Annotated in this window: 22 protein-coding genes; 7 read left to right on the forward strand and 15 right to left on the reverse strand. The window is 63.4% G+C overall.

What is annotated here, in order from left to right; translation table 11 throughout:
- Positions 1-190: 190 nt before the first annotated feature.
- Genes IVA95_RS06755 through IVA95_RS06770 form a run of 4 tightly spaced genes read right to left on the reverse strand, consistent with a single transcriptional unit; the run spans position 191 to position 4705 of the window.
- A complete protein-coding gene (locus tag IVA95_RS06755) occupies positions 191-934 on the reverse strand; it encodes an amino acid ABC transporter ATP-binding protein (RefSeq protein WP_247509804.1) in 744 nt (247 codons plus the stop codon).
- Positions 935-944: 10 nt separating this feature from the next.
- The gene (locus IVA95_RS06760; protein WP_247509805.1) at positions 945-2462 is read right to left on the reverse strand and encodes an amino acid ABC transporter permease; all 1518 of its coding nucleotides are present in this window, start codon (positions 2460-2462) and stop codon (positions 945-947) included.
- Entirely contained in the window at positions 2459-3664 is a 1206-nt protein-coding gene (locus tag IVA95_RS06765) for an amino acid ABC transporter permease (protein ID WP_247509806.1), read from the reverse strand. The genes IVA95_RS06760 and IVA95_RS06765 overlap by 4 nt, the downstream gene beginning before the upstream one ends.
- Before the next feature lie 24 nt (positions 3665-3688).
- A complete protein-coding gene (locus IVA95_RS06770; protein ID WP_247509807.1) occupies positions 3689-4705 on the reverse strand; it encodes an amino acid ABC transporter substrate-binding protein in 1017 nt (338 codons plus the stop codon).
- Between the two features lie 336 nt (positions 4706-5041).
- Between IVA95_RS06770 and metC the strand changes: the two genes are divergently transcribed.
- Positions 5042-6235: a cystathionine beta-lyase gene (metC, locus tag IVA95_RS06775; protein WP_247509808.1), complete on the forward strand. Its 1194-nt coding sequence runs from the start codon at positions 5042-5044 to the stop codon at positions 6233-6235.
- Positions 6236-6244: 9 nt separating this feature from the next.
- Here metC and IVA95_RS06780 read toward each other — a convergent pair whose 3' ends face one another.
- The 6 genes from IVA95_RS06780 to IVA95_RS06805 are packed head-to-tail and all read right to left on the reverse strand — an operon-like array spanning position 6245 to position 12409.
- A complete protein-coding gene (locus IVA95_RS06780; protein ID WP_247509809.1) occupies positions 6245-7276 on the reverse strand; it encodes a 4-hydroxythreonine-4-phosphate dehydrogenase PdxA in 1032 nt (343 codons plus the stop codon).
- A complete protein-coding gene (locus IVA95_RS06785; protein ID WP_247509810.1) occupies positions 7273-8799 on the reverse strand; it encodes a tripartite tricarboxylate transporter permease in 1527 nt (508 codons plus the stop codon). The genes IVA95_RS06780 and IVA95_RS06785 overlap by 4 nt, the downstream gene beginning before the upstream one ends.
- 11 nt (positions 8800-8810) lie before the next feature.
- Positions 8811-9293, reverse strand: a complete 483-nt coding sequence (locus IVA95_RS06790; protein ID WP_247509811.1) for a tripartite tricarboxylate transporter TctB family protein — start codon at positions 9291-9293, stop codon at positions 8811-8813.
- A gap of 10 nt (positions 9294-9303) precedes the next feature.
- A complete protein-coding gene (locus tag IVA95_RS06795; protein WP_247509812.1) occupies positions 9304-10296 on the reverse strand; it encodes a tripartite tricarboxylate transporter substrate-binding protein in 993 nt (330 codons plus the stop codon).
- A 50-nt stretch (positions 10297-10346) separates the two neighbouring features.
- Positions 10347-11600 (reverse strand): CoA transferase, encoded by a 1254-nt coding sequence (locus IVA95_RS06800; protein WP_247509813.1) that lies wholly within the window; start codon positions 11598-11600, stop codon positions 10347-10349.
- 8 nt (positions 11601-11608) lie between these two features.
- Positions 11609-12409, reverse strand: coding sequence for an enoyl-CoA hydratase/isomerase family protein (locus tag IVA95_RS06805; protein ID WP_247509814.1), 801 nt, complete (start codon positions 12407-12409; stop codon positions 11609-11611).
- 123 nt (positions 12410-12532) lie between these two features.
- On the opposite strand from IVA95_RS06805, the gene IVA95_RS06810 reads away from it, so the two are divergent.
- The 5 genes from IVA95_RS06810 to IVA95_RS06830 all read left to right on the forward strand — a co-directional run bounded on the left by IVA95_RS06810 (position 12533) and on the right by IVA95_RS06830 (position 17804).
- A complete protein-coding gene (locus tag IVA95_RS06810; protein WP_247509815.1) occupies positions 12533-13195 on the forward strand; it encodes a GntR family transcriptional regulator in 663 nt (220 codons plus the stop codon).
- A 276-nt stretch (positions 13196-13471) separates the two neighbouring features.
- Positions 13472-14269, forward strand: a complete 798-nt coding sequence (gene cpaB / locus IVA95_RS06815) for a Flp pilus assembly protein CpaB (protein ID WP_247509816.1) — start codon at positions 13472-13474, stop codon at positions 14267-14269.
- Positions 14270-14286: 17 nt separating this feature from the next.
- Positions 14287-15747, forward strand: coding sequence for a type II and III secretion system protein family protein (locus tag IVA95_RS06820; RefSeq protein ID WP_247509817.1), 1461 nt, complete (start codon positions 14287-14289; stop codon positions 15745-15747).
- A 39-nt stretch (positions 15748-15786) separates the two neighbouring features.
- Positions 15787-16527 (forward strand): CpaD family pilus assembly protein, encoded by a 741-nt coding sequence (locus IVA95_RS06825; protein ID WP_247509818.1) that lies wholly within the window; start codon positions 15787-15789, stop codon positions 16525-16527.
- Positions 16524-17804, forward strand: a complete 1281-nt coding sequence (locus IVA95_RS06830; protein WP_247509819.1) for an AAA family ATPase — start codon at positions 16524-16526, stop codon at positions 17802-17804. Before IVA95_RS06825 ends, IVA95_RS06830 begins: the two co-directional genes overlap by 4 nt.
- A gap of 69 nt (positions 17805-17873) precedes the next feature.
- Here IVA95_RS06830 and IVA95_RS06835 read toward each other — a convergent pair whose 3' ends face one another.
- Positions 17874-18701, reverse strand: a complete 828-nt coding sequence (locus IVA95_RS06835; protein ID WP_247509820.1) for a tetratricopeptide repeat protein — start codon at positions 18699-18701, stop codon at positions 17874-17876.
- 167 nt (positions 18702-18868) lie between these two features.
- Positions 18869-19114 carry a PilZ domain-containing protein gene (locus IVA95_RS38980; protein WP_028346170.1) on the reverse strand — a complete coding sequence of 82 codons (246 nt, stop codon included), beginning with the start codon at positions 19112-19114 and terminating at the stop codon, positions 18869-18871.
- Positions 19115-19375: 261 nt separating this feature from the next.
- On the opposite strand from IVA95_RS38980, the gene IVA95_RS06840 reads away from it, so the two are divergent.
- On the forward strand, positions 19376-21061 hold the full coding sequence (locus IVA95_RS06840) for a Na/Pi cotransporter family protein (protein ID WP_247509821.1): 1686 nt from the start codon (positions 19376-19378) through the stop codon (positions 21059-21061).
- A gap of 3 nt (positions 21062-21064) precedes the next feature.
- Here the strand turns inward: IVA95_RS06840 and IVA95_RS06845 are convergent, their stop codons facing one another.
- From IVA95_RS06845 to IVA95_RS06855, 3 genes are all read right to left on the reverse strand, one after another.
- Positions 21065-21403 (reverse strand): lipid-A-disaccharide synthase N-terminal domain-containing protein, encoded by a 339-nt coding sequence (locus IVA95_RS06845; protein WP_213247201.1) that lies wholly within the window; start codon positions 21401-21403, stop codon positions 21065-21067.
- A complete protein-coding gene (locus tag IVA95_RS06850; protein WP_247509868.1) occupies positions 21403-22143 on the reverse strand; it encodes a glycosyltransferase family 2 protein in 741 nt (246 codons plus the stop codon). Before IVA95_RS06850 ends, IVA95_RS06845 begins: the two co-directional genes overlap by 1 nt.
- Before the next feature lie 74 nt (positions 22144-22217).
- Positions 22218-23063: a phosphatase PAP2 family protein gene (locus tag IVA95_RS06855; RefSeq protein WP_247509822.1), complete on the reverse strand. Its 846-nt coding sequence runs from the start codon at positions 23061-23063 to the stop codon at positions 22218-22220.

Below are 23063 nucleotides of genomic sequence, written 5' to 3' on the forward strand. Positions count from 1 at the left end.
TCCGGCATAGTAGTACATGGTCGTCCCTCGATGATGCTTGGAGCGGGCTTGCCCGACTCCGGTTTTTGACACCATCAGTTTGAGGGACGACCGCCTCCCGGCAAAGCCGCACGCGAGCGCGCTTTCAAATCGCGCCGTAGCGAGCGCGCGGCTCGATCGGCCGGCCCGTTACCCCATCTACGTCGCCCGATCAGTGCCTTAGAATCTGGCTCAGGAACAGCTTCGTCCGCGCGTGCTGCGGATTGGCGAAGAATTCCTGCGGCGTGTTTGACTCGATCACCTGGCCGGCGTCCATGAACACGACACGGTTGGCGACTTCGCGGGCAAATCCCATTTCGTGGGTGACCACCAGCATGGTCATGCCTTCCCTGGCGAGGTCGACCATGGTGTCGAGCACTTCCTTGACCATTTCCGGGTCGAGCGCCGAGGTCGGCTCGTCGAACAGCATTACCTTCGGGTTCATGGTCAGCGCGCGGGCAATGGCGACGCGCTGCTGCTGACCGCCCGACATCTGGCCGGGATATTTGTTGGCCTGATGCGGGATCTTGACCCGCTCCAGGAATTTCATCGCGGTCGCTTCGGCATCCTTTTTCGGGATATTGCGCACCCAGATCGGCGCCAGCGTGCAGTTCTCCAGCACAGTCAGATGCGGAAACAGGTTGAAGCTCTGGAACACCATGCCGACCTCGCGGCGGACTTCATCCACCCGCCGCAGGTTCGGACCGAGTTCGATGCCCTCGACGACGATCTGACCTTCCTGGAATTCCTCCAGCGCGTTGATGCAGCGGATCAGCGTCGACTTGCCCGAGCCCGAGGGGCCGCAGATCACGATGCGCTCGCCCTTGGCGACATCGAGGTTGATGTCGCGCAGGACATGAAAATCGCCGAACCATTTGTTGAGTCCGTTGATGCCAACGATCGAGTTTGCGGTCATGGTGGTGTACTCAGTTGCGACGATGTGCGTTCAGCCGGTTCTCGACGAACAGCGAGTAACGCGACATCCCGAAGCAGAAGACGAAATAGATCAGTCCGGTAAAAGCAAAGCCGGTGAACAGCGTCGTCGGCGTCGACCAGACCGGATCGCTGAAGGAAGCCCTGAGCTGCCCGAGGAGATCGAACAGCGCGACGATCGAGACCAGCGAGGTGTCCTTGAACAGCGCGATGAAGCTGTTGACGAGACCGGGAATGACGTGGCGCAGCGCCTGCGGCATGACGATCAGCGCCGTGGTCTTGGCCCAGGACAGGCCAAGCGCGCTCGCCGCCTCGCCCTGCCCGCGCGGGATCGCCGCGAGGCCGCCTCTGATGACTTCAGCCTGATAGGCGCCCGCGAACAGCGCAATGCCGATCAGGGCACGCATCAGCCCGTCGATGGTGAAGCCGGTCGGGACGAACAGCGGCAGCATATAGGTTGCGAAGAACAGCACGGTAATCAGCGGAACACCGCGCCAGAATTCGATGAAGGCAATCGAGAAAATCCGGATCAGCGGAATGGTCGAGCGCCGCCCGAGGGCGAGCGCAATGCCGACCGGCATCGAGGCGACGATGCCGGTCACGGACACCACGAGCGTCACCAAAAGGCCGCCCCAGAGCCTTGTATCCACAACAGGGAATCCGCCGCGATCGAGCCCCATGACGGCGATCACGATGCCGATGCCGGCAAAGATTGCCAGGCTGGTGACGAGCGGACGCCAGCCGGAACGCACGCCGCCGCCCAGCCAGAACAGCACAGCCGACACGATCACGGCGGTCGCCATGAGATCAGCCCAGACCGGGCTGCCCGTGGCCTGGATCTGGTCACGCAACCAGGTCAGCGGCCATATGAGATATGAAAGAACTACGCCCAGTGAGAACCCAAGCCATCCCAGCAGAGACAGAAACGGTCCAAAAATCGGATGACTCGCATTGATTCCGGCGATACCGGAATTCTTGATTCCACTCGTCAGGCCCGACAGCAGCTCCGCGGTCCAGGTCACGCCAAAGCCGCCCAGCCCACCGCCGACGAGCAGGAAGAAGCCTATGACGGGAAGCGCCAGGAAGAACAGGATGGCGTTCGGGCCCTTGGCCGGCAAACGCGGAATCAGCAACGGTACCAAGAGGATCGCGGCAAGAATGAAGGTCAAATTGACCCGCCAGCGTTCCGGCTCCGGATAGAATCCGTAGATGAACTGCGAGAACTTGGCCTGAATGAAGGGCCAGCAGGCGCCAACCACATCGCTCGGACTTTTCGGAAGGCAGGCGGTGCGGTCCTTGCCGATCCAGACTGCGTCGACGAACGCGAACTTCACGGCCGGAACGACTGTGACCCACAGCAGCAACAGGCTGACGATCGTGAGCAGGATATTGGTCGGAGAATTGAACAGCCGCGTGCGCAGGAAACCGATGAAGCCGGTGGTCTTCACCGGCGCCGGCCGCTCCGGCACGAGATCCCGACGGACGAAATTGGATGCGGTCGTGTCGCTCATCCGCCCATGCTCCGGCTGATCCGCCATCCATAGAAACTCATGATCGCGCTGGTGACCAGCGAGATCAGGAGATAGACGCCCATGGTGATGCCGATGATTTCAATCGCCTGCCCGGTCTGGCTCAACGTCGTTCCCGCGAACACCGAAACCAGGTCGGGATAGCCGATCGCGACCGCCAGCGAGGAGTTCTTGGTCAGGTTGAGATATTGGTTGGTAAGCGGCGGCAGGATCACGCGCATCGCTTGCGGGATCACGATCAGGCGCAGCACCGAGCCGCGCTGCAGCCCGAGCGAGGAGCCAGCTTCCATCTGGCCCTTGTGCACGGAGAGAATGCCCGCGCGTACGATCTCGGCAATGAACGCTGCCGTGTAGGTCGAGAGCGCCAGCGTCAACGCGACGAATTCGGGAATGAGCCGAGAACCGCCGGCGAAGTTGAAGCCCCTGAGCACGGGCACCTCGAACGTGACAGGTGCGCCGAAAATCAGCACGCTCAGCAGCGGCAGGCCGATGACCATGGCGAGCGCATAGGGCCAGACCTTGATCACCTTGCCGCTTTGAAAGAGCTGACGGCGCGCGTAACGCCACAATATGATCGCGGCAACGATCGCAACCAGCAGAGCGACGACGAACGGCTCGAAGCCAGCCTCCCCGATGGGCTTCGGAATGACCAGGCCGCGGTTGCTGAGAAAGATGCTGTCGAAAACCGAAATGCTCTGCCGCGGATTGGGCAAAGCGGCGAGCACCGCGAGATACCAGAACAGGATCTGGAACAGGAGCGGCAGGTTGCGGATCAGTTCGACGTAGCCGCCCGAAATCCGCGCCAGCAGCCAGTTCGGCGACAGCCGGCCAAGTGCGACCAGGAAGCCGATCAGGGTGGCGAAGAAGATGCCGATCACCGAGACCAGCAGCGTATTGAGCAGGCCGACCACAAAGACGCGCGTGTAGGGATCGGACCCCGAATATGGGATCAGGCTCTGGCTGACGTCAAAGCCGGCATTGTTGGCAAGAAAGCCGAAGCCCGCGGTGATCCGCTGCGCCTGCAGGTTAGCGCGGGCATTGGCGACGATCTCGTAGGAGATCCAGGCGAGCGCGGCGACGAACAGGAGCTGGAGTACGAAGCCGCTCCAGCCCGCCCGGCCGCCGAGGGCCCTCTGCAGCTTGGGAAGTAGCTGCGACGGTGGTTGTCGGGGTTCGATGGCCATCGCCGCAGCCCCTCTCGCTGGCGCTTAGCGGATCGGCGGTGCGTACTGGATACCGCCCTTGCTCCAAAGATTGTTGAGGCCACGGGCGATTGCGAGCTTGGAGCCGGAGCCGACGTTACGCTCGAAAGATTCGCCGTAGTTGCCGACTGCCTTCACGATCCGCACCATCCAGTCCTTGGTCAGGCCGAGTTGCTCGCCCAGATTGCCGTCGGTGCCCACGGCGCGCTTGACCTCGGGTTTGTCGGACTTGACCATCTCGTCCACGTTCTTCTGGGTCATGCCAAGCTCTTCAGCGCCGACCATCGCGTACAGCGTCCATTTAACGATGTCGAACCACTGATCGTCGCCATGGCGGACCATCGGTCCGAGCGGCTCCTTTGAGATCACCTCAGGCAGGACGACGTGCTCGGCCGGGTTGGCGACCTTGAGGCGCTCGGCGTAGAGCTGGGAGACGTCGGAGGTGAAGACGTCGCAGCGGCCGGATTCATAGGCCTTGACGGTTTCGTCGGCGGTCGCGAACGCGATCACCTCATACTTCATGTTGTTGCCCTTGAAGTAGTCGGCAAGGTTCTGCTCGGTCGTGGTGCCGGTCTGCACGCAAACCGACGCACTGTTGAGCTCCAGTGCCGAATTCACCTTCAGCGACTTCTTCACCAGAAAGCCCTGGCCGTCATAATAGGTGACGCCGGTGAAGTTGGCGCCCAGCGAGGTGTCGCGCGACAAGGTCCAGGTCGTATTGCGGGACAGCACGTCGATCTCGCCCGACTGCAGCGCGGTGAAACGATCCTTGGCCGAGAGCGGGACGAACTTGATCTTGCTCGCGTCGTTGAAAATGGCGGCCGCGATCGCCCGGCAGATATCGACGTCGAGCCCGGTCCAGTTACCCTTGTCGTCCGGCGTAGAGAAGCCCGGTAGACCCTGGCTGACGCCACAGGACAGCATGCCGCGGTCCTTGACCGTCTTGAGGGTTTGCGCCGAGGCGGCCTGGGCCGAGAGACCGGCGGCCAGGGCAAGGGTAACTACCAGAGATACGCGTTTCATGGGCTGGGCCTTTCAAGGGGTCGTCTGGAGATCGCATTTTGGACAACGCCTCGCGTTGTGGGGCCAACCCGCTGATCCCGCGCTGAAAAGCGTCATCGTGACCGTGCATTATGCGTGCCATTCCGGTCAGGCGGTGGATCCGATATCGCAGCAGGCCCCTCAACTTGCGGCGATGATAGTTGAAACACATCACAGAACGACTGGCGTGCCGGGTCAAGGGGTTGACTGCCGTCTTCTGTCTCTTGTTATTAACTCGCCGGCCCCGAGCCGCCGCCCGGTGGTGTTTTTCGCGACCAAGTTGTGGCTGCGGCATAACGTCTTGGATAATGCAAACGCATGAGCTTTTCGAACGACGGACCGTCCAACCCGCAGAAGCCCGAAACCAGACTGGTCACCGCCGGCCGCGACACCAAGGGACAGAGGGGTTTCGTCAATCCGGCGGTGTACCACGGGTCGACCGTGCTCTATCCGACCGCGGAGGACCTGCACGCCCACCGCGCCGAATTCTCATATGGGCGTCACGGCAGCCCGACCACGCAGGCCTTGCAGGACGTGCTGATGTCGCTGGAGGGCCCGCAATGCGCGGGCGTCGGCCTGGCGCCATCGGGACTTGCCGCGATCACCACCGCCCTGCTCTCGGTCTTGAAGGCCGGCGATCATGTGCTGGTGACCGACAACGTCTACCGGCCCTCGCGCAACTTCTGCACCGGCATGCTGGCCCGCTACGGCGTCGAGGTCGGCTATTTCGATCCGCTGGTCGGTGCCGGCATCGAGAAGCTGTTTAAATCGAACACCAGAGCGGTGCTGGTCGAGGCGCCCGGCTCGCAGTCGTTTGAAATGAGCGACATTCCCGCCATCGCCGAAGTCGCGCATGCGAGGGGCGCGCTCGTCATCGACGACAACACCTGGGCGACGCCACTGTTTCACCGCTCGCTTGACCAGGGCGTCGACATCAGCATGCAGGCCGCCACCAAATATATCGGCGGCCATTCCGATATCATGTTCGGCACAATTTCGGCCAACGCGAAAGCCTGGCCGCTGCTCACCGAGGGCATTCGCCTGCTCGGCGTTTGTGCAGGACCCGACGACGTATTCCTGGCGCTGCGCGGCACCCGCACGCTATCGGTGCGGCTCGCGCAGCATTATCGCTCGGCCCTCGAAATGGCGCGCTGGCTCGCCGGCCGTCCCGAAGTCCTGCAAGTCCTGCATCCGGCGCTTGAAAGCCACCCCGGCCACGCGATCTGGAAACGCGACTTCACCGGCGCCTCCGGCTTGTTCAGCATCGTGCTGAAGCCGGTGCCGCAGAAGGCGGTCGATGCCCTGCTCGATGCCGTCACGCTGTTCGGCATGGGCTATTCGTGGGGCGGCTTCGAAAGCCTCATCATCCCGTTCGACTGCGAGCCCTACCGCACGGCGACCAAATGGTCCCCCGGCGGGCCGACGCTGCGGCTCCACATCGGCCTGGAGAATGTCGACGACCTCAAGGCCGATCTCGAGCGCGGCTTTGCGGCGTTGAGGGCCTCAGTTTAAGCGGGTACCTCAGGCCGCCCGATTTCCCACCCTGGCCGCGCCAGCCATCTCAGCCGCGAGCAACAAGGCCGCGCGGCTGGCGCCAACCGAGGCGACGCCTTGGCCGGCAATGTCATAGGCCGTGCCATGCGCCGGCGTGCAGATCGGAAACGGGAAGCCGCCCAGAAGCGTCACCCCGCGATCGAAGCCCATCAGCTTCATCGCGATCTGGCCCTGGTCGTGGTACATCGTCAGCACCGCATCGAAGGCCCCGTTCTTGGCGCGAAGGAAAACCGTATCAGCCGGAAACGGCCCTTCCGCCGCTATTCCTTCCGCCCGCCCAGCCATGATGGCGGGCTCGATCACATCGATCTCCTCGCGTCCGAAATTGCCACCGTCACCGGCATGCGGGTTGAGCCCGGCCACCGCGATACGGGGCTCGGCAAAGCCGGCCCGTCGCATGCAGGCATCGGTCAGTTTCAGCGCGCTATGAATACGTTCGACTGAGAGACGCGAGGCCACGTGCTTGAGCGCGATGTGCGAGGTGACGCGGGCATTCCACAGCCTGTCGAGCACGTTGAATTCGCTGGCTGGCGTTTTCAGGCCGGCGACCTCGGCGGAGAACGCGATCTCGTCATCATACTCCGCGCGCGCCAGCCGCATTGCCTTCTTGTTGAACGGCGTGAAGCAGACCGCGTCGGCCTGCCCGTCACGCGCCAGCGTGAGCGCGCGACGATAATTCTCCAGCGCGAACGCGCCGCCGGCCTGGCTCGCGACACCACGTTCGACGGTCGCGGGATCGAGATGGCCGAGGTCCATAAAAGCGGCGTCACTGCCGATCGTTCGCGGGTCCGCGGACGGCGGCACATTTGGCAGGTCCGCCGCGACGCCGGCCACGCGCGCGCCTTCGTCGAAAACGCGGCGGTCTCCGATCACGATCAGGCGTGCACGGGAACGGATTTCGTCGAGGCAGGCGAGTTTTGCGGTCAGCTCCGGGCTGATGCCGGCGGGGTCTCCCATCGCCAGCGCGATCACCGGCTTGCCGGGGCTATGCAGCTTCATACGATTCTCACCTTTTCATCAACGGCTTCGTCCGGTTTTCGCAGCAGACGCACCATCTGCAGAGCAAGCGGAAGCAGCAACAGCGCCATCCCGGCCAGAACGAGGGTCGTCACCAGCCGGTTCGCAAAGAATATCCCGAGCGATCCCTTCGACATCAGCATGGCCTGCCGGAACGCGTCCTCGGCCTTGTCGCCGATCACGATCGCAAGCACCAACGGGGCCAACGGATAGTGCAGCTTCTTGAAGAGATAGCCGACGACACCGAAGCCAAGCATCAGGACGACATCGAGATAGGAATTCGAGACGGAATAGGCGCCGACGACGCAGATGATGACGATCAGGGGTGCGATGACGGCGAACGGAATCCGCATCAAGGCGGCGAACACGGGAACGGTGAGCAGGACGAGCGCAACCGCGACGATGTTGCCGACATACATCGATGCGATCAGCCCCCAGACGAAATCCTTCTGGTCGACGAAGAGCATCGGTCCGGGATTCAATCCCCAGATCATCAGCCCGCCCATCATGACAGCAGCCGTGGCCGAGCCGGGAATGCCGAGCGAAAGCATCGGCAATAGCGCGCTGGTGCCGGCGGCATGGTCGGCGGTTTCCGGCGCGACGACGCCCTCGGCCTCGCCGGTGCCGAAACGCGCGCCGTTGCGCGAGAAGCGCTTGGCGATGCCATAGCTCATGAAGGAAGCCGCGGTCGGACCACCCGGCGTAATGCCCATCCAGCAGCCGATGGCGGCGCTGCGCAGCAACGCAATGCCATGCAGCGGCAGACGGCCCAGCGCCCGGAAGACTTCCTTCCAATCCACCCTTGACGATACCGCGCGGGCCTGAAACTCCTCCTCCACCGCAATCAGCAACTCGCCGATGCCGAACAACCCCATCACGGCAACGACGAAGCTGACGCCCTTCACCAGTTCGTCGATACCCATGGTGAGCCGCACGCTGCCCGAGACCGTATCGATGCCGATCGCGGCGATGGCAAAACCGATTGCGAGTGCCACCACCGTCTTGATCGGCGCCGCACCGCCCATGCCGACGAAACTGGCGAAGGCGAGGAAATAGACCGCGAAGTATTCGGGCGGTCCGAAGGCGAGCGCCACCTGTGCCACCCAGGAAGCCAGAAACGTAATCAGGATCACGCCGACAAGCGCGCCGAACGCCGCCGAGCCGAAGGCGGTGGCCAGCGCCGTCGTCGGCCTGCCGTCGCGCGCCATCGGATAGCCGTCGAACGTGGTGGCGACCGACGAAGGTTCGCCCGGGATATTGAACAGGATCGACGTCACCGAGCCGCCAAACAGCGCGCCCCAATACATGCTCGAAAGCAGGATAATCGCCGATACCGGCTGCATGCCGAAGGTCAGCGGCAGCAATAGCGACACGCCGTTTGGCGCACCAAGGCCGGGCAGAACGCCGACGAGAATGCCGAGCAGAACGCCGATCACCATCAGCGTCAGATGCGGAACGGTGAGCGCGATGGTGAAACCGTGCAGCAGCGATTGAAGGTTTTCCATCGCCCGTCCCTTCAGAAACCGAACGCGGTGGCGAGCGCGCCGTGCGGCAGCGAGACCTGGAACATGCGCTCGAACACGACGTAAAGCGCCAGCGGCGTAACCGCGGCGATAACAAGCGCGCGCAAGACCGATTGCCGTTTCGGCAACGCCAGGACCGCAAAAATATAGCCCGCCGAGGCGAGATACATTCCAACCGTTGGAATGACGGCGACGAAAATCGCGGCTGGAACGAACAACCCCGCCAGGCGGCGCAACTCGGACGGCGTGACGGCTACCCTGACAATTGCCAGGGTGCCGCGCCCCATGGCGCCCTGCCCCATGTTGTAAAGGCTGCCGAGCACGATGATGATGCCGGTAAGGAATGGAAACGTGCCGGCGTCGACGCCGGCGCTCGACCAGCCGATGCCGTTGTCGATGCTAGAAACAATGACAACGACGCCAAAGATTCCGGTCAGCGCCGCGGCGGCTATCTCGAGCGCGCGTCGTGATATCATCGGTCCGGCCCTACTTCACCAGCCAGCCCTGTTCGCCCGCGACCTGCTTTACGTGTTCGAGATCCTGCTTGATGAAATTGTCGAACGCAGCGCCGGTCAGGAAGGTATCAACCTGCGAGGTCTTCTCGATGTAATCTTTCCACTCGGGCGTCGCCTGCACCTTCTTCAATAGATCGACGTAGAACGCCGCCTGCTCCGGGCTGACCTTGCCGGGCAGCCACACCGTCCGCGGTTGCTCGTATTGCGATATCGCCAGCCCCTGCTCGACACAGGTCGGCACGTCGCTCCAGCCTTCTGACGCCGTGACCTTCGGCCCCTGCGGCAACCGCTTCGGGCTGAATGCGCAGAGCGGACGCTGGGTGCTGCCGCGCCATTGTCCAAGGCTCTCGGAGGGATTGTTGACGTGCGCGTCGATATGGCCGCCGGCCAGTTGCACGGCAGCCTCGGCGCCGCTCTTGAAGGGTATGTAGGTGAACTTGACCTTCGCCGCCTTCTCGATCATCCGCGTCAGCACCTCATCGGTGTCCTTGGACTGTGCGCCGCCCATCTTGAACTCGGTCGCGGCCGCGGCCTTGAGAAAGTCGCCCACAGTCTTGTAGGGCGCGTCCTGTTTCACCCACAGCAGGAACTCGTCCTGCGCCACGGCGGCGATCGGGGTGAGATCGGTGTAGTTGAAGGCGACCTTGGAGACGAGCGGTTGCTGCCATGCGTTCGAGGTACCGAAGATCACCTTGTGGGGATCGCTGGCGGACGCCTTGCCGTAGACATAGCCTTCCGCCCCGCTGCCGCCGCCCTTGTTGACGACCACGATCGGCTGGTCGGTCAGCTTGTATTTGGTGACGATGCTCTGGACGGCGCGCGCGAGATTGTCGGTGCCGCCGCCCGGCCCCGCCGTGGCGACGAACTCGATCGGCTTCTGCGGCTGCCAGGCCGCATTGGCCGAAAGCGCGCCCGCGAGCATGAAAGCCGTCGTGAACAGCAGCAGTTTTGACGTGATCTTCATGGTTTCCTCCCCGTAGGCATTTTTTGTAGCGTCGTATTTTCGTTTTCTCGTCAGGCGACCTGCTCCTTGCGGCCGGCCGAGGCGGCAACGATCGCACCCTCCCGCTCGAGCGCGTCGATCTGCGCCTGATCAAAGCCATGTTCGCGCAGCACCTGGCGCGTATGCTCGCCATAAACAGGCGCGCCCGAACGTACCTTCCCGGGCGTCGCCGAGAATTTGACCGGGAGCCCGATCGTCTTCACCGGTCCGAGCGTCGAATGTTCGACCTCAACCACCATCTCGCGCGCGAGCGTCTGCGGATCGCTCAACGCTTCCAGCATGTCGTGCACGGGGCCGCAGGGCACGCCCTTCTCGTCAAGTGCCGCCAGCCAATGCGCCCGCGTCTGTTTGCGGAAACGCCCGCTCAATTCGGCTTCAAGCTCCTTCAGATTCGCCATGCGGTCGGAGCCGTTGACGAAGCGCGGGTCGGAAGCCAGTTCCAGCGCGCCAAGCGCTTCCAGCATCAATAACCAGTGCTTCTTGTTGGCGCCGCCTACCACGAGCCAGCCATCGGATGCCTCGAACGCCTGATATGGCGCGTTGAGCGGATGGGCCGAGCCCATGGCGCGCGGCGCCACGTTGCTGGCGAGCGCAATGGTCGACTGCCAATAGGTCTGAACCAGCGCCGCCTCGTAGAGCGAGGTCTCTACCCATTGCCCTTCACCGGTCTTGAGCCGGTGCGAATAGGCCGCAAGGATCCCCATGCTGGCGAGGAGTCCGGCCGTGATGTCGGACAGCGGCGGACCGCATTTCACCGGCGGGCCATCCGGCCGTTCGCCCGTGAAACTCATGATGCCGCTCATCGCCTGGGCGACCAGATCGAAGCCGCGGCGATGCTTGTACGGGCCGGTTCGGCCGAAACCGGAGAGCGAGCAATAGATCAGCGCCGGAAAATCCCTATGCAGCTCCTCATAACCGAAACCGAGTCGCTCCATCGCGCCCGGCGCAAAATTCTCGACCAGCACGTCGGCGCCGGCGATCAACCGCCGCAGCACTTGCTTGCCGCCTGCGGTCTTGAGGTCGAGCACAATGCCCCGCTTATTGCGGTTCATCATCAGGAAGGAGGCCGCCTCGTCACCGATCTTCGGTGGCACCGAGTGCCGCGTGTCGTCGCCATTTGGCCATTTCTCGATCTTGATGACGTCAGCGCCCATGTCGGCGAGCATGAGCGTGCAGGTCGGTCCCGCCATCACATGGGTGAGATCGATGACTTTGAGGCCGGCAAGCGGCCCCGAGCGCGGCGTCGTGTCGTTTTGAAGGGACATGCGGGCTCCTATTGGCCGCGCCATTGCGGCGCGCGCTTGGTAAGAAACGCGTCGAGCCCTTCACGGAAATCCTGGCTGGTGTAACACATCAGGATGAGGTCCTCGCCCTCCTCGCGCGTCAGCCGTTGCTGCAGCCGAGCGACCGCCTGCTTGGTCGCGCTCAGCGTCAGCGGCGCGTGGCCGGCAACGAGCCTTGCGATCTCGTCGGCGCGCCTGTCGAGCGCGGCGAGATCATCGACGACTTCCGTGAGCAGACCCACCGAGGCCGCCTCCTCGGCTTCGACAAGCCGTGCCGTAAAGATCAGATCCTTGACGCGCGCCGGGCCGATCAACGCGGTGATGCGGCTGACATTAGACATCGACAGGCAATTGCCGAGCGTGCGCGCGATCGGAAAACCCATCCGCGTGCTCCGGGTGCCGATGCGGAGGTCGCAGCAGGCCGCGATGCCCGCCCCGCCGCCGGTGCAGGCGCCATTGATGGCGGCAATGGTCGGCACCCGGCATGTTTCGAGAATGCCGAGCACGCGGTCGATGCGGTTCTCGTAGTCGAGCCCGTCCTGCGGCGTCTTGAAGGCCCGGAACTGATTGATGTCGGTGCCCGCGGCAAACGCTTTGTCGCCGGCGCCCCGCAGCAGCAGCACCTTGATCGCATGGTCGCGGTTGGCGCGCTCGCAGATCGCAGCCAGCCGTTCGTACATCGCGAAGGTGAAGGCGTTGCGCGCCTGCGGCCGGTTGAAGGTTATCCGGCCGATACCGTCATCGAGGGCAAACAGGAGGTCATCCTCCCGTACCGCTGCGTCCTGATCCATCCCGCCGGCCTTTCTTAATCGTTGTTAATCAATTCTGAATGCAAAAACACGATTTATCAAGCTGGAACTACCAGCGATCCAATGATATAGCCATTTTTGCATTCAAATTGGATCTTTACGGCGATGCTTCATGAGGAAGTCGTAGGCCGCGTCCGCGCCATGTTGCTCGATGGCGAGATCCCGCCGGGCGCGCGGATTCCCGAGCGCGACCTCTGTGAAAAGCTGCAGATCTCGCGCACGCCGCTGCGCGAAGCCCTCAAGGTGCTCGCCGCCGAGGGCCTGGTTCAATTGCTGCCGAACCGCGGCTCGCGCGCGGCCAGGCTGACCGACAAGGACATGCGCGACCTGTTCGAGGTGTGCCAGGGACTCGAAGCGCTGGCCGGCGAGCTCGCCTGCGAACGCATCACGGATGCCGAGATCGCCGAGGTCGCCGCCGCCCACGCCGCGATGGTGCGGCACTACGGCGATCGCGACCTTCTCCAGTACTACCGCTGCAACCGCACCATCCACGAGGCGATCATCGCGGCAGCCGGCAACCCGGTGCTGTCAGGCCTCTATGAATCCGTCACGGCCCGCATTCGGCGGGCGCGCTACGTCACGCCGATGACACCACGGCGCTGGGCGCTGGCGGTGCAAGAGCACGAAGCGATCCTCAATGCGCTCCAACGCCGCGACGGCGTGGGGTTGTCGCACATCCTGCGCGCGCATCTGCGCCACAAGCGCGAGGAAGTCTTGCAGGCCGGCTTCGCGGAGACCGAGCCGCAAGATGAGGCTCGCGCATCATAGCAGCGTCTAGCCTGACGCTGATTCGCATCCGAAGCGCCCGTCCATCTCTACCCGCATTCGGCCGTTGCTATGCCATGCCGAGACGACTCCGGGTTTTTGCGGAGCGGTTTTGCCAACACGATAACCACCCGTTCACCATGACGGCGAATGCCGCCGTGCGATCGACCAAATAATTCAACCCTCAAGTTCCCTTATACCTTTGATGCCTAGTCATACCTCCGGGGATGGCTGTCATTGCCGTGCAATGGGTGTCCCTGCGTAAGAGTAGTAAAGCGTATGAACATCGCACGTGTCGTCGTTCTGACCATCGCATTGAGTGCCGGCGGTGTTGCCGCCTATCTCGCCCGTGGTACCGAAGAGCAATCCCGCCCGGCGGCCGAACCGGTCGCACAGTTGCCGACGGTGGAGATCCTGGTTGCGAAGTCCGACATCGGGCTCGGCCAGCCGGTCAAGCCCGAGGACCTGCAATGGCAGGCCTGGCCGGCCGCGACCGCCGGCAGCAATCTGATCAATCGCGCCAGCCAGGCCGAGGCCATCAAGGAAATCGCCGGCTCGATCGCGCGCAGCCCGTTCTTCGCTGGCGAGCCGATCCGCGAACAGAAACTGGTCAAGGCCAATGGCTCCGGCTTCATGGCAGCCATCCTGCCGACCGGCTTGCGGGCGCTCTCGACCGAGATCTCGCCCGAAACCGGGGCCGGCGGCTTCATCCTGCCCAACGACCGTGTCGACGTCATCCTCTCCAAGCGTGAAAAGAATCCGGACGGCAAGGGGCCCGACATCGTTCAGTCGGAAATCATTCTCTCCAACATCCGCGTGTTGGCGATCGATCAGGCGCCGAAAGAAAAAGAGGGCAGCAACGCCCTCGTCGGCCGCACCGCCACGCTCGAACTGAAGCCCGAGCAGGCCGAGACGCTGGCGCGCGCGCGCCAGAGCGGCTCGCTATCGCTCGCGCTGCGCAGCATCACCGACGTCAACGCGGCCGAAGGCCGTTCCGAGGAACAGGCTCAAAAACGAAACGAGAGCGTCAACGTGGTTCGCTACGGGGTCGCCAATCAAACGACGGCACAGAAGTGACCGAAAGGACGCCCGATATGAAGTTTGGGGAAAATCAGTCAGCGATGCGAACCGTGGCGGTGCGCACCCTGTTATTGTCGGCCGTTGCCGCGCTGACGCTCGGGCCGCTGCTGCCCGTGGTCGCAGCCGAGTCCGAGAAGGAGCCGGTGACGACGTCTGCCATCGGCCCGGTCAAGATGCGCTTCCTGTCGCTGGGCATCGGCAAGTCGGTGGTGGTCGACCTGCCGCGTGACGTAAAGGACGTGCTGGTCGCCGACCCGAAGATCGCAAATGCCGTCATTCGCTCCCCGCAACGCGCCTATATCATCGGCGGCGCCGTCGGCCAGACCAACGTGGTGTTTTTCGACGGCGACGGCCAGCAGATCGCCTCCTACGACATCGCAGTCAAGCGTGATCTCAACGGCGTGCGCACCGCGCTGCGCCAGTCGATACCGGGAATTCATATCGAGGGCGTCGGCGACAGCGTGCTGCTGACCGGCACGGTATCGAGCCCGGTCGAAGCCCAGCAGGCCGGCGAGATCGCCGCGCGGCTGGTGGGCGGTCCCGAGCGGGTCGTCAACTCGATCGTCGTTCGCGGCCGCGACCAGGTGATGCTTAAGGTCTCCGTCGCGGAAGTCCGGCGGGACATCGTCAAACAGATGGGCATCGATCTCAGCGCCAGCATGAACGTTGGCAACACGATCGTGAGATTCAACAATACCAATCCCTTCACTGCGAACAACGCGGCGCTCGTCCCCGGCAATGGCCTTCTCACGCAATTCGGCTCAGCGCCGTCGGTCCAGGCGGTGCTTCGCGCGATGGAAAGCGCCGGCGTTGTGCGCACGCTCGCCGAACCCAATCTGACAGCCATCTCCGGCGAGTCCGCGACCTTTATCTCCGGCGGCGAATTTCCCATTCCGACCGGCGTGACCTGCCAAACATCAGCGACTGGTGTCATCGGAGGGTGCGTGCAGACAGTCACCTTCAAGAAGTTTGGCATCTCGCTCAACTTCACGCCGGTCGTATTGTCCGAGGGAAGGATCAGCCTGCGGGTGATGACGGAGGTGTCGGAAGTCTCGACCGAGAACTCTCTGACGGGTGGTGCCGGTGGAACGACGATTCCCTCGATCAAGACGCGGCGTGCCGAGACGACGCTGGAAATCCCATCCGGCGGCTCGATGGCGATGGCCGGCCTGATCCAGGAGCGGACCAAGCAGGCGATCAACGGGATGCCTGGCGTGGACCAAATCCCCATTTTGGGCCAGCTCTTCAGGAGCCAGGACTTCGTCAACAACGAGACCGAACTCATGGTGATTGTGACGCCCGTCATCGTCCGGGCGGTTTCCCAGAAAGAGCTGTCGCGTCCCGACGACGGATTTTCGCCTGCATCCGATTCACAGTCGTCGCTGCTCGCTCGCATCAACCGGACTTACGGCGTTGCCGCCCGCACCGATACGGTCGGGGCCGATCAGGGCAATTTTGGTTTCATCATTGACTGAGATGGAAGCGCTCCATTGATCGGGGACGGGGACAACAAGATGACGAATAGAACACCGCTGGATCGCCCACGCACGCTGCGCCTCGTCGGCGCCCTCGTCGGCCTTTCGGCTGCGCTTGGAGCCTGTACGCAGACCACCGAGATCGTGACGGCGAGCGTACCTTCCAATGATTACCGCCAGCGTCACCCGATCGCCGTGACAGAAGCCAACCGCTCGATCGTCGTGTTCGTCGGCCAGGCCCGCGGCGGTCTTTCCGCCCCACAGCGCACCGATATCATGGGTCTGGCGCATACCTGGGTTCGCGAAGGCACCGGAGCGATCGTCGCCGACGTGCCGGTCGACACGCCAAATGCACGCGCGGCCGCAGCCTCGTTCCGGGAAATCCGATCCCTGCTGATGGCGGGCGGCGTGCCCTCTCGCGCCATTACGATGCGACACTATCATCCGGACGATCCTCGCACCTTGCCGACGATAAGGCTGAGCTATCCGAAGATCTCGGCGGTGGCCGGTCCCTGCGGCCTGTGGCCGGAAGACCTCGGCCCGAACATCGACAACAGCGGCTACAACGAAAACCGCCAGTACCATAATTTTGGCTGCGCGACCCAACGCAACCTCGCGGCGGTGGTCGACAATCCGGCGGACCTCGTGCAGCCGCGTCCAGAGACGGCCGCCTACACGCCGCGGCGCAGTATCGCCTTTGACAAATATCGCAAGGGCGTTGCGACCGAGACCACCTACCCCGAAGCCGACAAGGCCAAACTCAGCGATACAGGCAAATGATCAGCCGCGTCTTTCAAAACTCCGACGATCAACTGGACGACACGCCGGCGCCCGAGGAATACATCTCGCCGGCGCCCCGTGTATCGGTACAGGCCTTTTGCGCGAGCGTGGCGATCGCAACCGCGGTGCGCGCGGCGAGCGAAGACCGACGTCTCGGCAAAGCCCATCTTTCGGTTCACATGGGCGGCATTGCGGCCGCCATCGAGGCCTACCACACGGCGCCGACGCCGAACGTCATCTTGCTGGAGACCGAACCCGGCAGCGATATCCTCGAAGGGCTCGATGAACTCGCGACCGTCTGCGACGCGGGAACGCGCGTCGTCGTGATCGGCAGTGCCAATGATGTCACGCCCTATCGCGAACTGGTGCGGCGCGGCGTCAGCGACTACGTTACCGGACCGATCGAACCCATCGACGTCGTGCGCGCGATATGCGGTCTCTATGCGGCATCCGAGGCCGTGGCCGTCGGCCGCATCGTCGCCGTCGTCGGCGCCAAGGGCGGCGTCGGTGCATCCACCGTCGCACATAACGTGGCCTGGACGATTGCGCGCGATCTTGCGCTCGATTCCGTCGTGATCGATCTCGACCTTGCCTTCGGTACCGCCGGCCTCGATTACAATCAGGATCCGGTTCAGGGCATTGCCAATGCCGTCTTCCAGCAGGAACGGCCGGACTCTGCATTCATGGAGCGTCTGCTGGCGAAATGCACCGACCGCCTCAACCTCTTGGCGGCGCCGGCGACATTGGACCAGGTCTACGATTTCGGCGCCGACGCATTCGACGCGATCTTCGATACGATGCGCATGACGACCCCCTGCATCGTGCTCGACGTTCCCCACCAATGGTCGGCATGGACCAAGCGCACGCTGGTCGGCGCAGACGACATTCTGATCGTCGCCGAGCCCGACCTCGCCAATATGCGCAACACCAAGAACATGCTGAACGTGCTGAAGGCGGCGCGGCCCAATGACCGCCCGCCGCTTTATTGCCTCAACCAGGTCGGCATGCACAAGCGCCCGGAGATCTCCACGCGCGAATTCGCCAAGGCAATCGAGAGCCAGCCGATCGCGGCCATTCCGTTCGATTCGAAGATGTTCGGCACCGCCGCCAACAACGGCCAGATGATCGCGCAGATCGCCGCCAAGCATCGCACCACCCAGATGTTCCTGCAGATGGCGCAGCGCCTGACAGGCCATGCCGTGACTAAGCGGTCGCGGACTTCGTTCCTGATGCCGCTCATCAAGAAGCTGCAGGGCACCACGGCCCGCAGGGCTTGAGCAAGGCATAACAGTGCAGCGGCGTTGGCCGCTGACGCTGATCGCATTGTCGAGCGAAGTGGATTAAGCCTAGTCGGCGCGTCGGGCCGCGGCGATCGGCATCTTGTCGACCTCGGCCCGCGCGTTCTCCTTGTCCTTTCGCGCCAGCATCCGCTTCAATTGCGCGACGTTGGCTGCCGCCTCGGCGGGTGGCAGGTCGGCCTTCACGATCTTTTCTGCCTCGGCAAAATGGCCCTGCAGGCCGACCGCCAGTGCAAGATTGGCGCGCACGCGCGGATCGGTTCCGGCCAGGCTGTGGGCGCGGCGCAGCGTCTCCTCCGCCCTGGGCAGATCCTTCGAAAGCACATAGGACAGTCCGAGATTGGACAGCACCGACGGATGGTCGGGCACGATTTTCAGCGCGCTCGCATAGTATTGCCGCGCCTCCTCGTATCGGCCGAGTTGATCCAGTGTTGCTCCCTGCGCCGACAGCAGCCGCCAATCGGGATCATCGGGGCTGTGGGCGCGGCCGAGCACGTCGAAGGCCTGCTGGAAATTGCCGTTATCCGCCAGCGCGCGGCCGTAGGCTGCGAGCAGCAGCTTATTGCCCGGATGGGCGATGGAGGCCTGTTCAAGCACCGCAACCGCCTGCGGCCGCTGCCCCGCCGCGCGAAGCGCCCTACCGTATTTCAGCGCCGCGTCGGCATCCTTCGGATTGGCGCGATAGCGTTCCTGGTGAAGTTGGACATCGCGGCGCGGATCAGTGGCGCGGCCGGTGTCGGCCTTCTCGTCGATCGAACCGGTAACGTCTGCTAGTCCCGAGGTCTGGCAGCCGCCAAGCCCCATCGCCAGAATCAGGGCCGATGTGCACGCAACAAGCCGCGCGACGCGGGGCGGGTGGGATAACTTCTGGAACATCTAGCGGGACTCACTGCGGCACCTGTCCAGAAGTGTTCACAGCTTAACCCTAAATTCAGGTTAAGCTCGCCCGCCTTTACGGTAGTTGGCGACCTTCGCGGGTCCTCGTGGCCAGCCGCGGCATGGCGCCCTGCCCCGAACCGGCCGTGCCGCCGCTGCTGGGCGGCCTAGTCGAGGAATTGCGCGCCGAGTTCGCAGCCGATCCGCCAAGCCAGCTTGCACTGACGCGGCCTTCCCTCCGAAAAGATCACCGTGAACTCGGGAGGAATTTCGGGATATTCGGCTATGATCTTCACGCCGCCATCCGACATGTCTGTAATCATGCAGTCGCGCGGCAATCCGCCGGTCGCAAACTGTATTTTCGCAAAGTTTCTGCACGCACGTCGTTCGCTTCTGCGGCGATTCGCTAACATGTCTACCCTGGCCCTGCTGGAGTGATTCACCCGAAGGTGCCCTCAGCTTTTACCGAAGAATTGTTGGAATTGACCTAGCGCGACGGCTCGCAATGTAACGGTTACGTTCGAATTCCGTTTACCGAACCCGGAGCCGGCAACACCTTCGAACACCGGCAGGCCACGCTCGAGCTCGCCCGTTTTCGGCGAATTAAAGGGTTGATCGCCCCTCGTTAGGCGATAGCCTGACCCCTCGACTTGATTTGGCGGAAACTGACGCGCATGGGAAGCCTCGTCCTTCTCGACCTGATGGGCGGCGTGGCATTGCTGCTGTGGGGCCTGCACATGGTCCACAGCGGGATCCTGCGCGCGTTCGGGCCGAACCTGCGCCAGTTGCTGGCAAAGGCCCTGAGCAACCGCTTCTCTTCCTTCGCTGCCGGCCTCGGTCTGACCGCGCTGCTGCAAAGCAGCACCGCGACGGCGCTGATCACGAGTTCGTTTACGTCGGACGGGCTCGTCAGCCTGGTGCCTGCACTCGCCATCATGCTCGGCGCCAATGTCGGCACCACGCTGATCGTGCAGATCCTGTCGTTCAACATCGCCGCCGTCTCGCCCGTGCTGTTCCTAATTGGCCTGGTCGCCTTCCGCACCGGGCCGCGCTCGCGCATCAAGGACATCGGCCGCGTATTCATCGGGCTCGGCCTGATGCTGCTGGCGCTGCACATCCTGCTCAACACGCTGGCGCCGGCGGAGAACGCGCCGGGCGTGCGCGTATTCATGAACGCTATCACCGGCGATCCCGTGCTCTGCATCCTGTTCGCTGCGCTCGTGACCTGGCTTGTGCATTCCTCTGTTGCCAGCGTGCTGCTGGTGATGTCGCTGGCCTATGCGCATTTCATCACCCCCTATGCGGCGCTGGCGCTCGTGCTCGGCGCCAATCTCGGCAGCGCCATCAATCCGATCCTCGAGGGTGCGCGCCGCGGCAATCCCGCGAGCTATCGGCTTCCGCTCGGCAACCTCGTCAACCGGCTTGTCGGCGTCCTGCTGGTGGCGCCGTTCCTGCAACCGATCGCCGAGCTTCTGATTGCGTGGCAACCGGATGTAGCCAAGGCAACCGCTCTGTTCCACATCGCCTTCAACGTTGCGACCGCAGCTCTGTTCATTGGCCTGCTCGACGGCATGGCGCGGCTGTTGAAGAGATTGCTGCCCGAGCGCGTCAAGGAGGCCGACCCGAAAGGTCCTCGCTATCTCGACGAGAGCGCACTTGAGACCCCTTCCCTCGCGCTGGCGGATGCCGCCCGCGAGACCCTGCGTATGGGCGATCAGGTCGAGATCATGCTGCGCAAGGTGATGGCGGCGATGATGACCAACGACCGCGCGCTGGTTGACGAAGTCTCGCGGATGGACAACAGCGTCGACAGCCTCGACGAGGCAATCAAGCTCTATGTCACGAAACTCACCCGCGGCAGTCTCGACGAGCGCGAGGGACACCGGGCGATGGAGATCGTCTCCTTCGCCATCAACCTCGAGCATATCGGCGACATCATCGACAAGAATTTGAGCGAACTGGCAACCAAGAAGATCAAGCGCCGCTTCCAGTTCTCGGCCGAGGGTGCGGAGGAGCTTTCGGCTTTCCACAAGCGCACGATGGATTCGCTCCGGATCGCGTTCGGGGTCTTCATGTCGGGTGACCTCAACGAAGCGCGAAAATTGCTGGCCGAGAAGGCCGCACTGCGCAATGCCGAGCTCGCTGCCACCGAGCGGCACCTCGACCGCCTGCGTGAAGGCCGGCCCGAAACCATCGAGACCACCTCGCTTCATCTCGACGTGTTGCGCGACCTCCGGCGCATTCACTCGCACATCTGCTCGGTCGCCTACCCCGTGCTCGATGCCGCCGGCGAACTCGCCGCCTATCGCAGCACCGAAAGCGAATTGCCCGCACTGCCCACGGTGGCGCCGAGCCGATGACCGTCAGCGATCGAGCGTCTTCGAGGCGGTGGCACGGTTCTTCACGATCAGCATGATGTTTCTGATGTAGATGATCGTGGCCAGCGACTGGCCGATGATGATCACGGGCTCGCGCTTGGCGATGCCGTAGATCAGCGTCATCATGCCGCCTCCCATCGAGAAGAACCAGAACGCCATCGGCACCACGCTCTGTCCCGCCCGCTCGCTCGAGATCCACTGCACCAGGAAACGCGCGGTGAACAGCAATTGTGCGATCAGCCCGAACGCCAGCCAGAAATCGAACTTGGCGACGAAGACGTCGTAGAGATAGTCGCCGAGCGCCTGGCCGTATTGAATCAGCATCAGCGAACCTCGATCGCAACGGGCGTCGACTTCTTGCGTCGGATCAACCACCACACTCCGGCGAGATCCATGATCCCGATCCATAACCGGTCAAAGAAGCCGTAATTGGACACGCCGGAATGGCGCGGGCGGTCGATCACGTCGACGTAAGCGATGTCGAAACCTTCGCGGCGTACCAGCGCCGGCAGGAACCGATGCAGCCCGTCGAAATAGGGCATCGAGAGGAACACCTCGCGTGGGAACGCCTTCAGCCCGCAGCCGGTGTCGCGGGTACCGTCGCGCAGGATCGCATTGCGCACGCCGTTGGCGATCCGCGACTGCAGTTTCTTGAAGCCGGTGTCCTTGCGCCCGACCCGCTGACCGGCCGCGAGGCCGACGCGGCCGCCGCCTTTTTCGACGGCCGCGATCAGATCCGGCAGGAACACCGGATTGTTTTGTCCGTCGCCGTCGAGAGTCGCCACGATGGCGCCGCGGGCGGCCCGCACGCCGCTGCGTACCGCTGCCGATTGCCCGGAAGACGCGGCGTGCTTCAGGTGCCGAAGCTGCGGATACTGTTTCCTCATCGCCGCCAGCCGCTCGGCGGTCGCATCGGTCGAACCGTCATTGACATAGATGATCTCGTAGGCCCAGCGGCTGCCGAGCGCGCTGACGATTTCTGCAATCAGCGGCGCGACGTTGTCCGCCTCGTTGCGCACCGGCACAACGATTGAAACGGCGACCGCATCTCTGTCGGCAGGTATCAAATCGGCACTCGTCTGGTTGGTTTGGAAGGACCCGGAACCGGGCGTATCGGGCCGTCTGGCGGCGTCCGCTTTTATGGGGCGAAAGCGCCCCGGGCAACCCTTTTGAGGCGCCCGGACGAGGGTCCGACAAGGGACACGATGCTGCCGTCGCGCTGGATCGCAAATCCGAGCCGGCGGGCCGCAAACCAGTATCGCACGAACATTGCGCCGATGATGCCGACCAGGGCGCCGGCCACGACGTCGCTCGGATGATGGGCCAGCAGCACCAGGCGGGTCGCCGCAATAATCAGCGCGTAGACGGCCATGGCAAGGCGAGCCTTGGGCCAAACGACTGACACGGCGAACGCGAGCGCAAAGGCGGTCGTGGCGTGGCCGGAAGGAAAGCTGTAATAGGCCGGATTGCCTGCGAAGTGCGAAAAGTTGAAAGCATTGGGCTCGCCGCCGACAAATGGCCGTCCGCGCCCGATGCTAAATTTAAGCACTTCGGTGACCAGACTGGACACGGCAACGGCGCAGAATATGAACTGCAGCCGCGTTCCGATACCGAGCAGCAATGAGCGCCTGATGCCATGCAGGGCCGGTGCGGCAATCGCGACCGCGATCAGCAATCCTCCCAGCACCGCCAACACATATTCGTCCTTGCCGAAGTCGGTGAGAATGCGGACCCACCACAGCGAGGGCGTACCGCGCTTTGGCATCTGGGCGATTTCCCACGCGTCGATCGCGTACATCAGCACGATGATCGCGGCGCCGAAACCTGCCGACAGCCACAAGACGTGCCGCGCCGCGCGGCGAGCGGCTTCCGCCCGCCGCGAATGCGACGGCGACCGCACGAGCTGCGCCAATGACAACCACGCCAGCATGGCGAAACGCGCAAGATAGCTTTTGGAATCGTCGACAGCAGGGCTCGCAGCCAT

This window comes from Bradyrhizobium sp. 157, assembly GCF_023073815.1.
Taxonomy (GTDB): domain Bacteria; phylum Pseudomonadota; class Alphaproteobacteria; order Rhizobiales; family Xanthobacteraceae; genus Bradyrhizobium.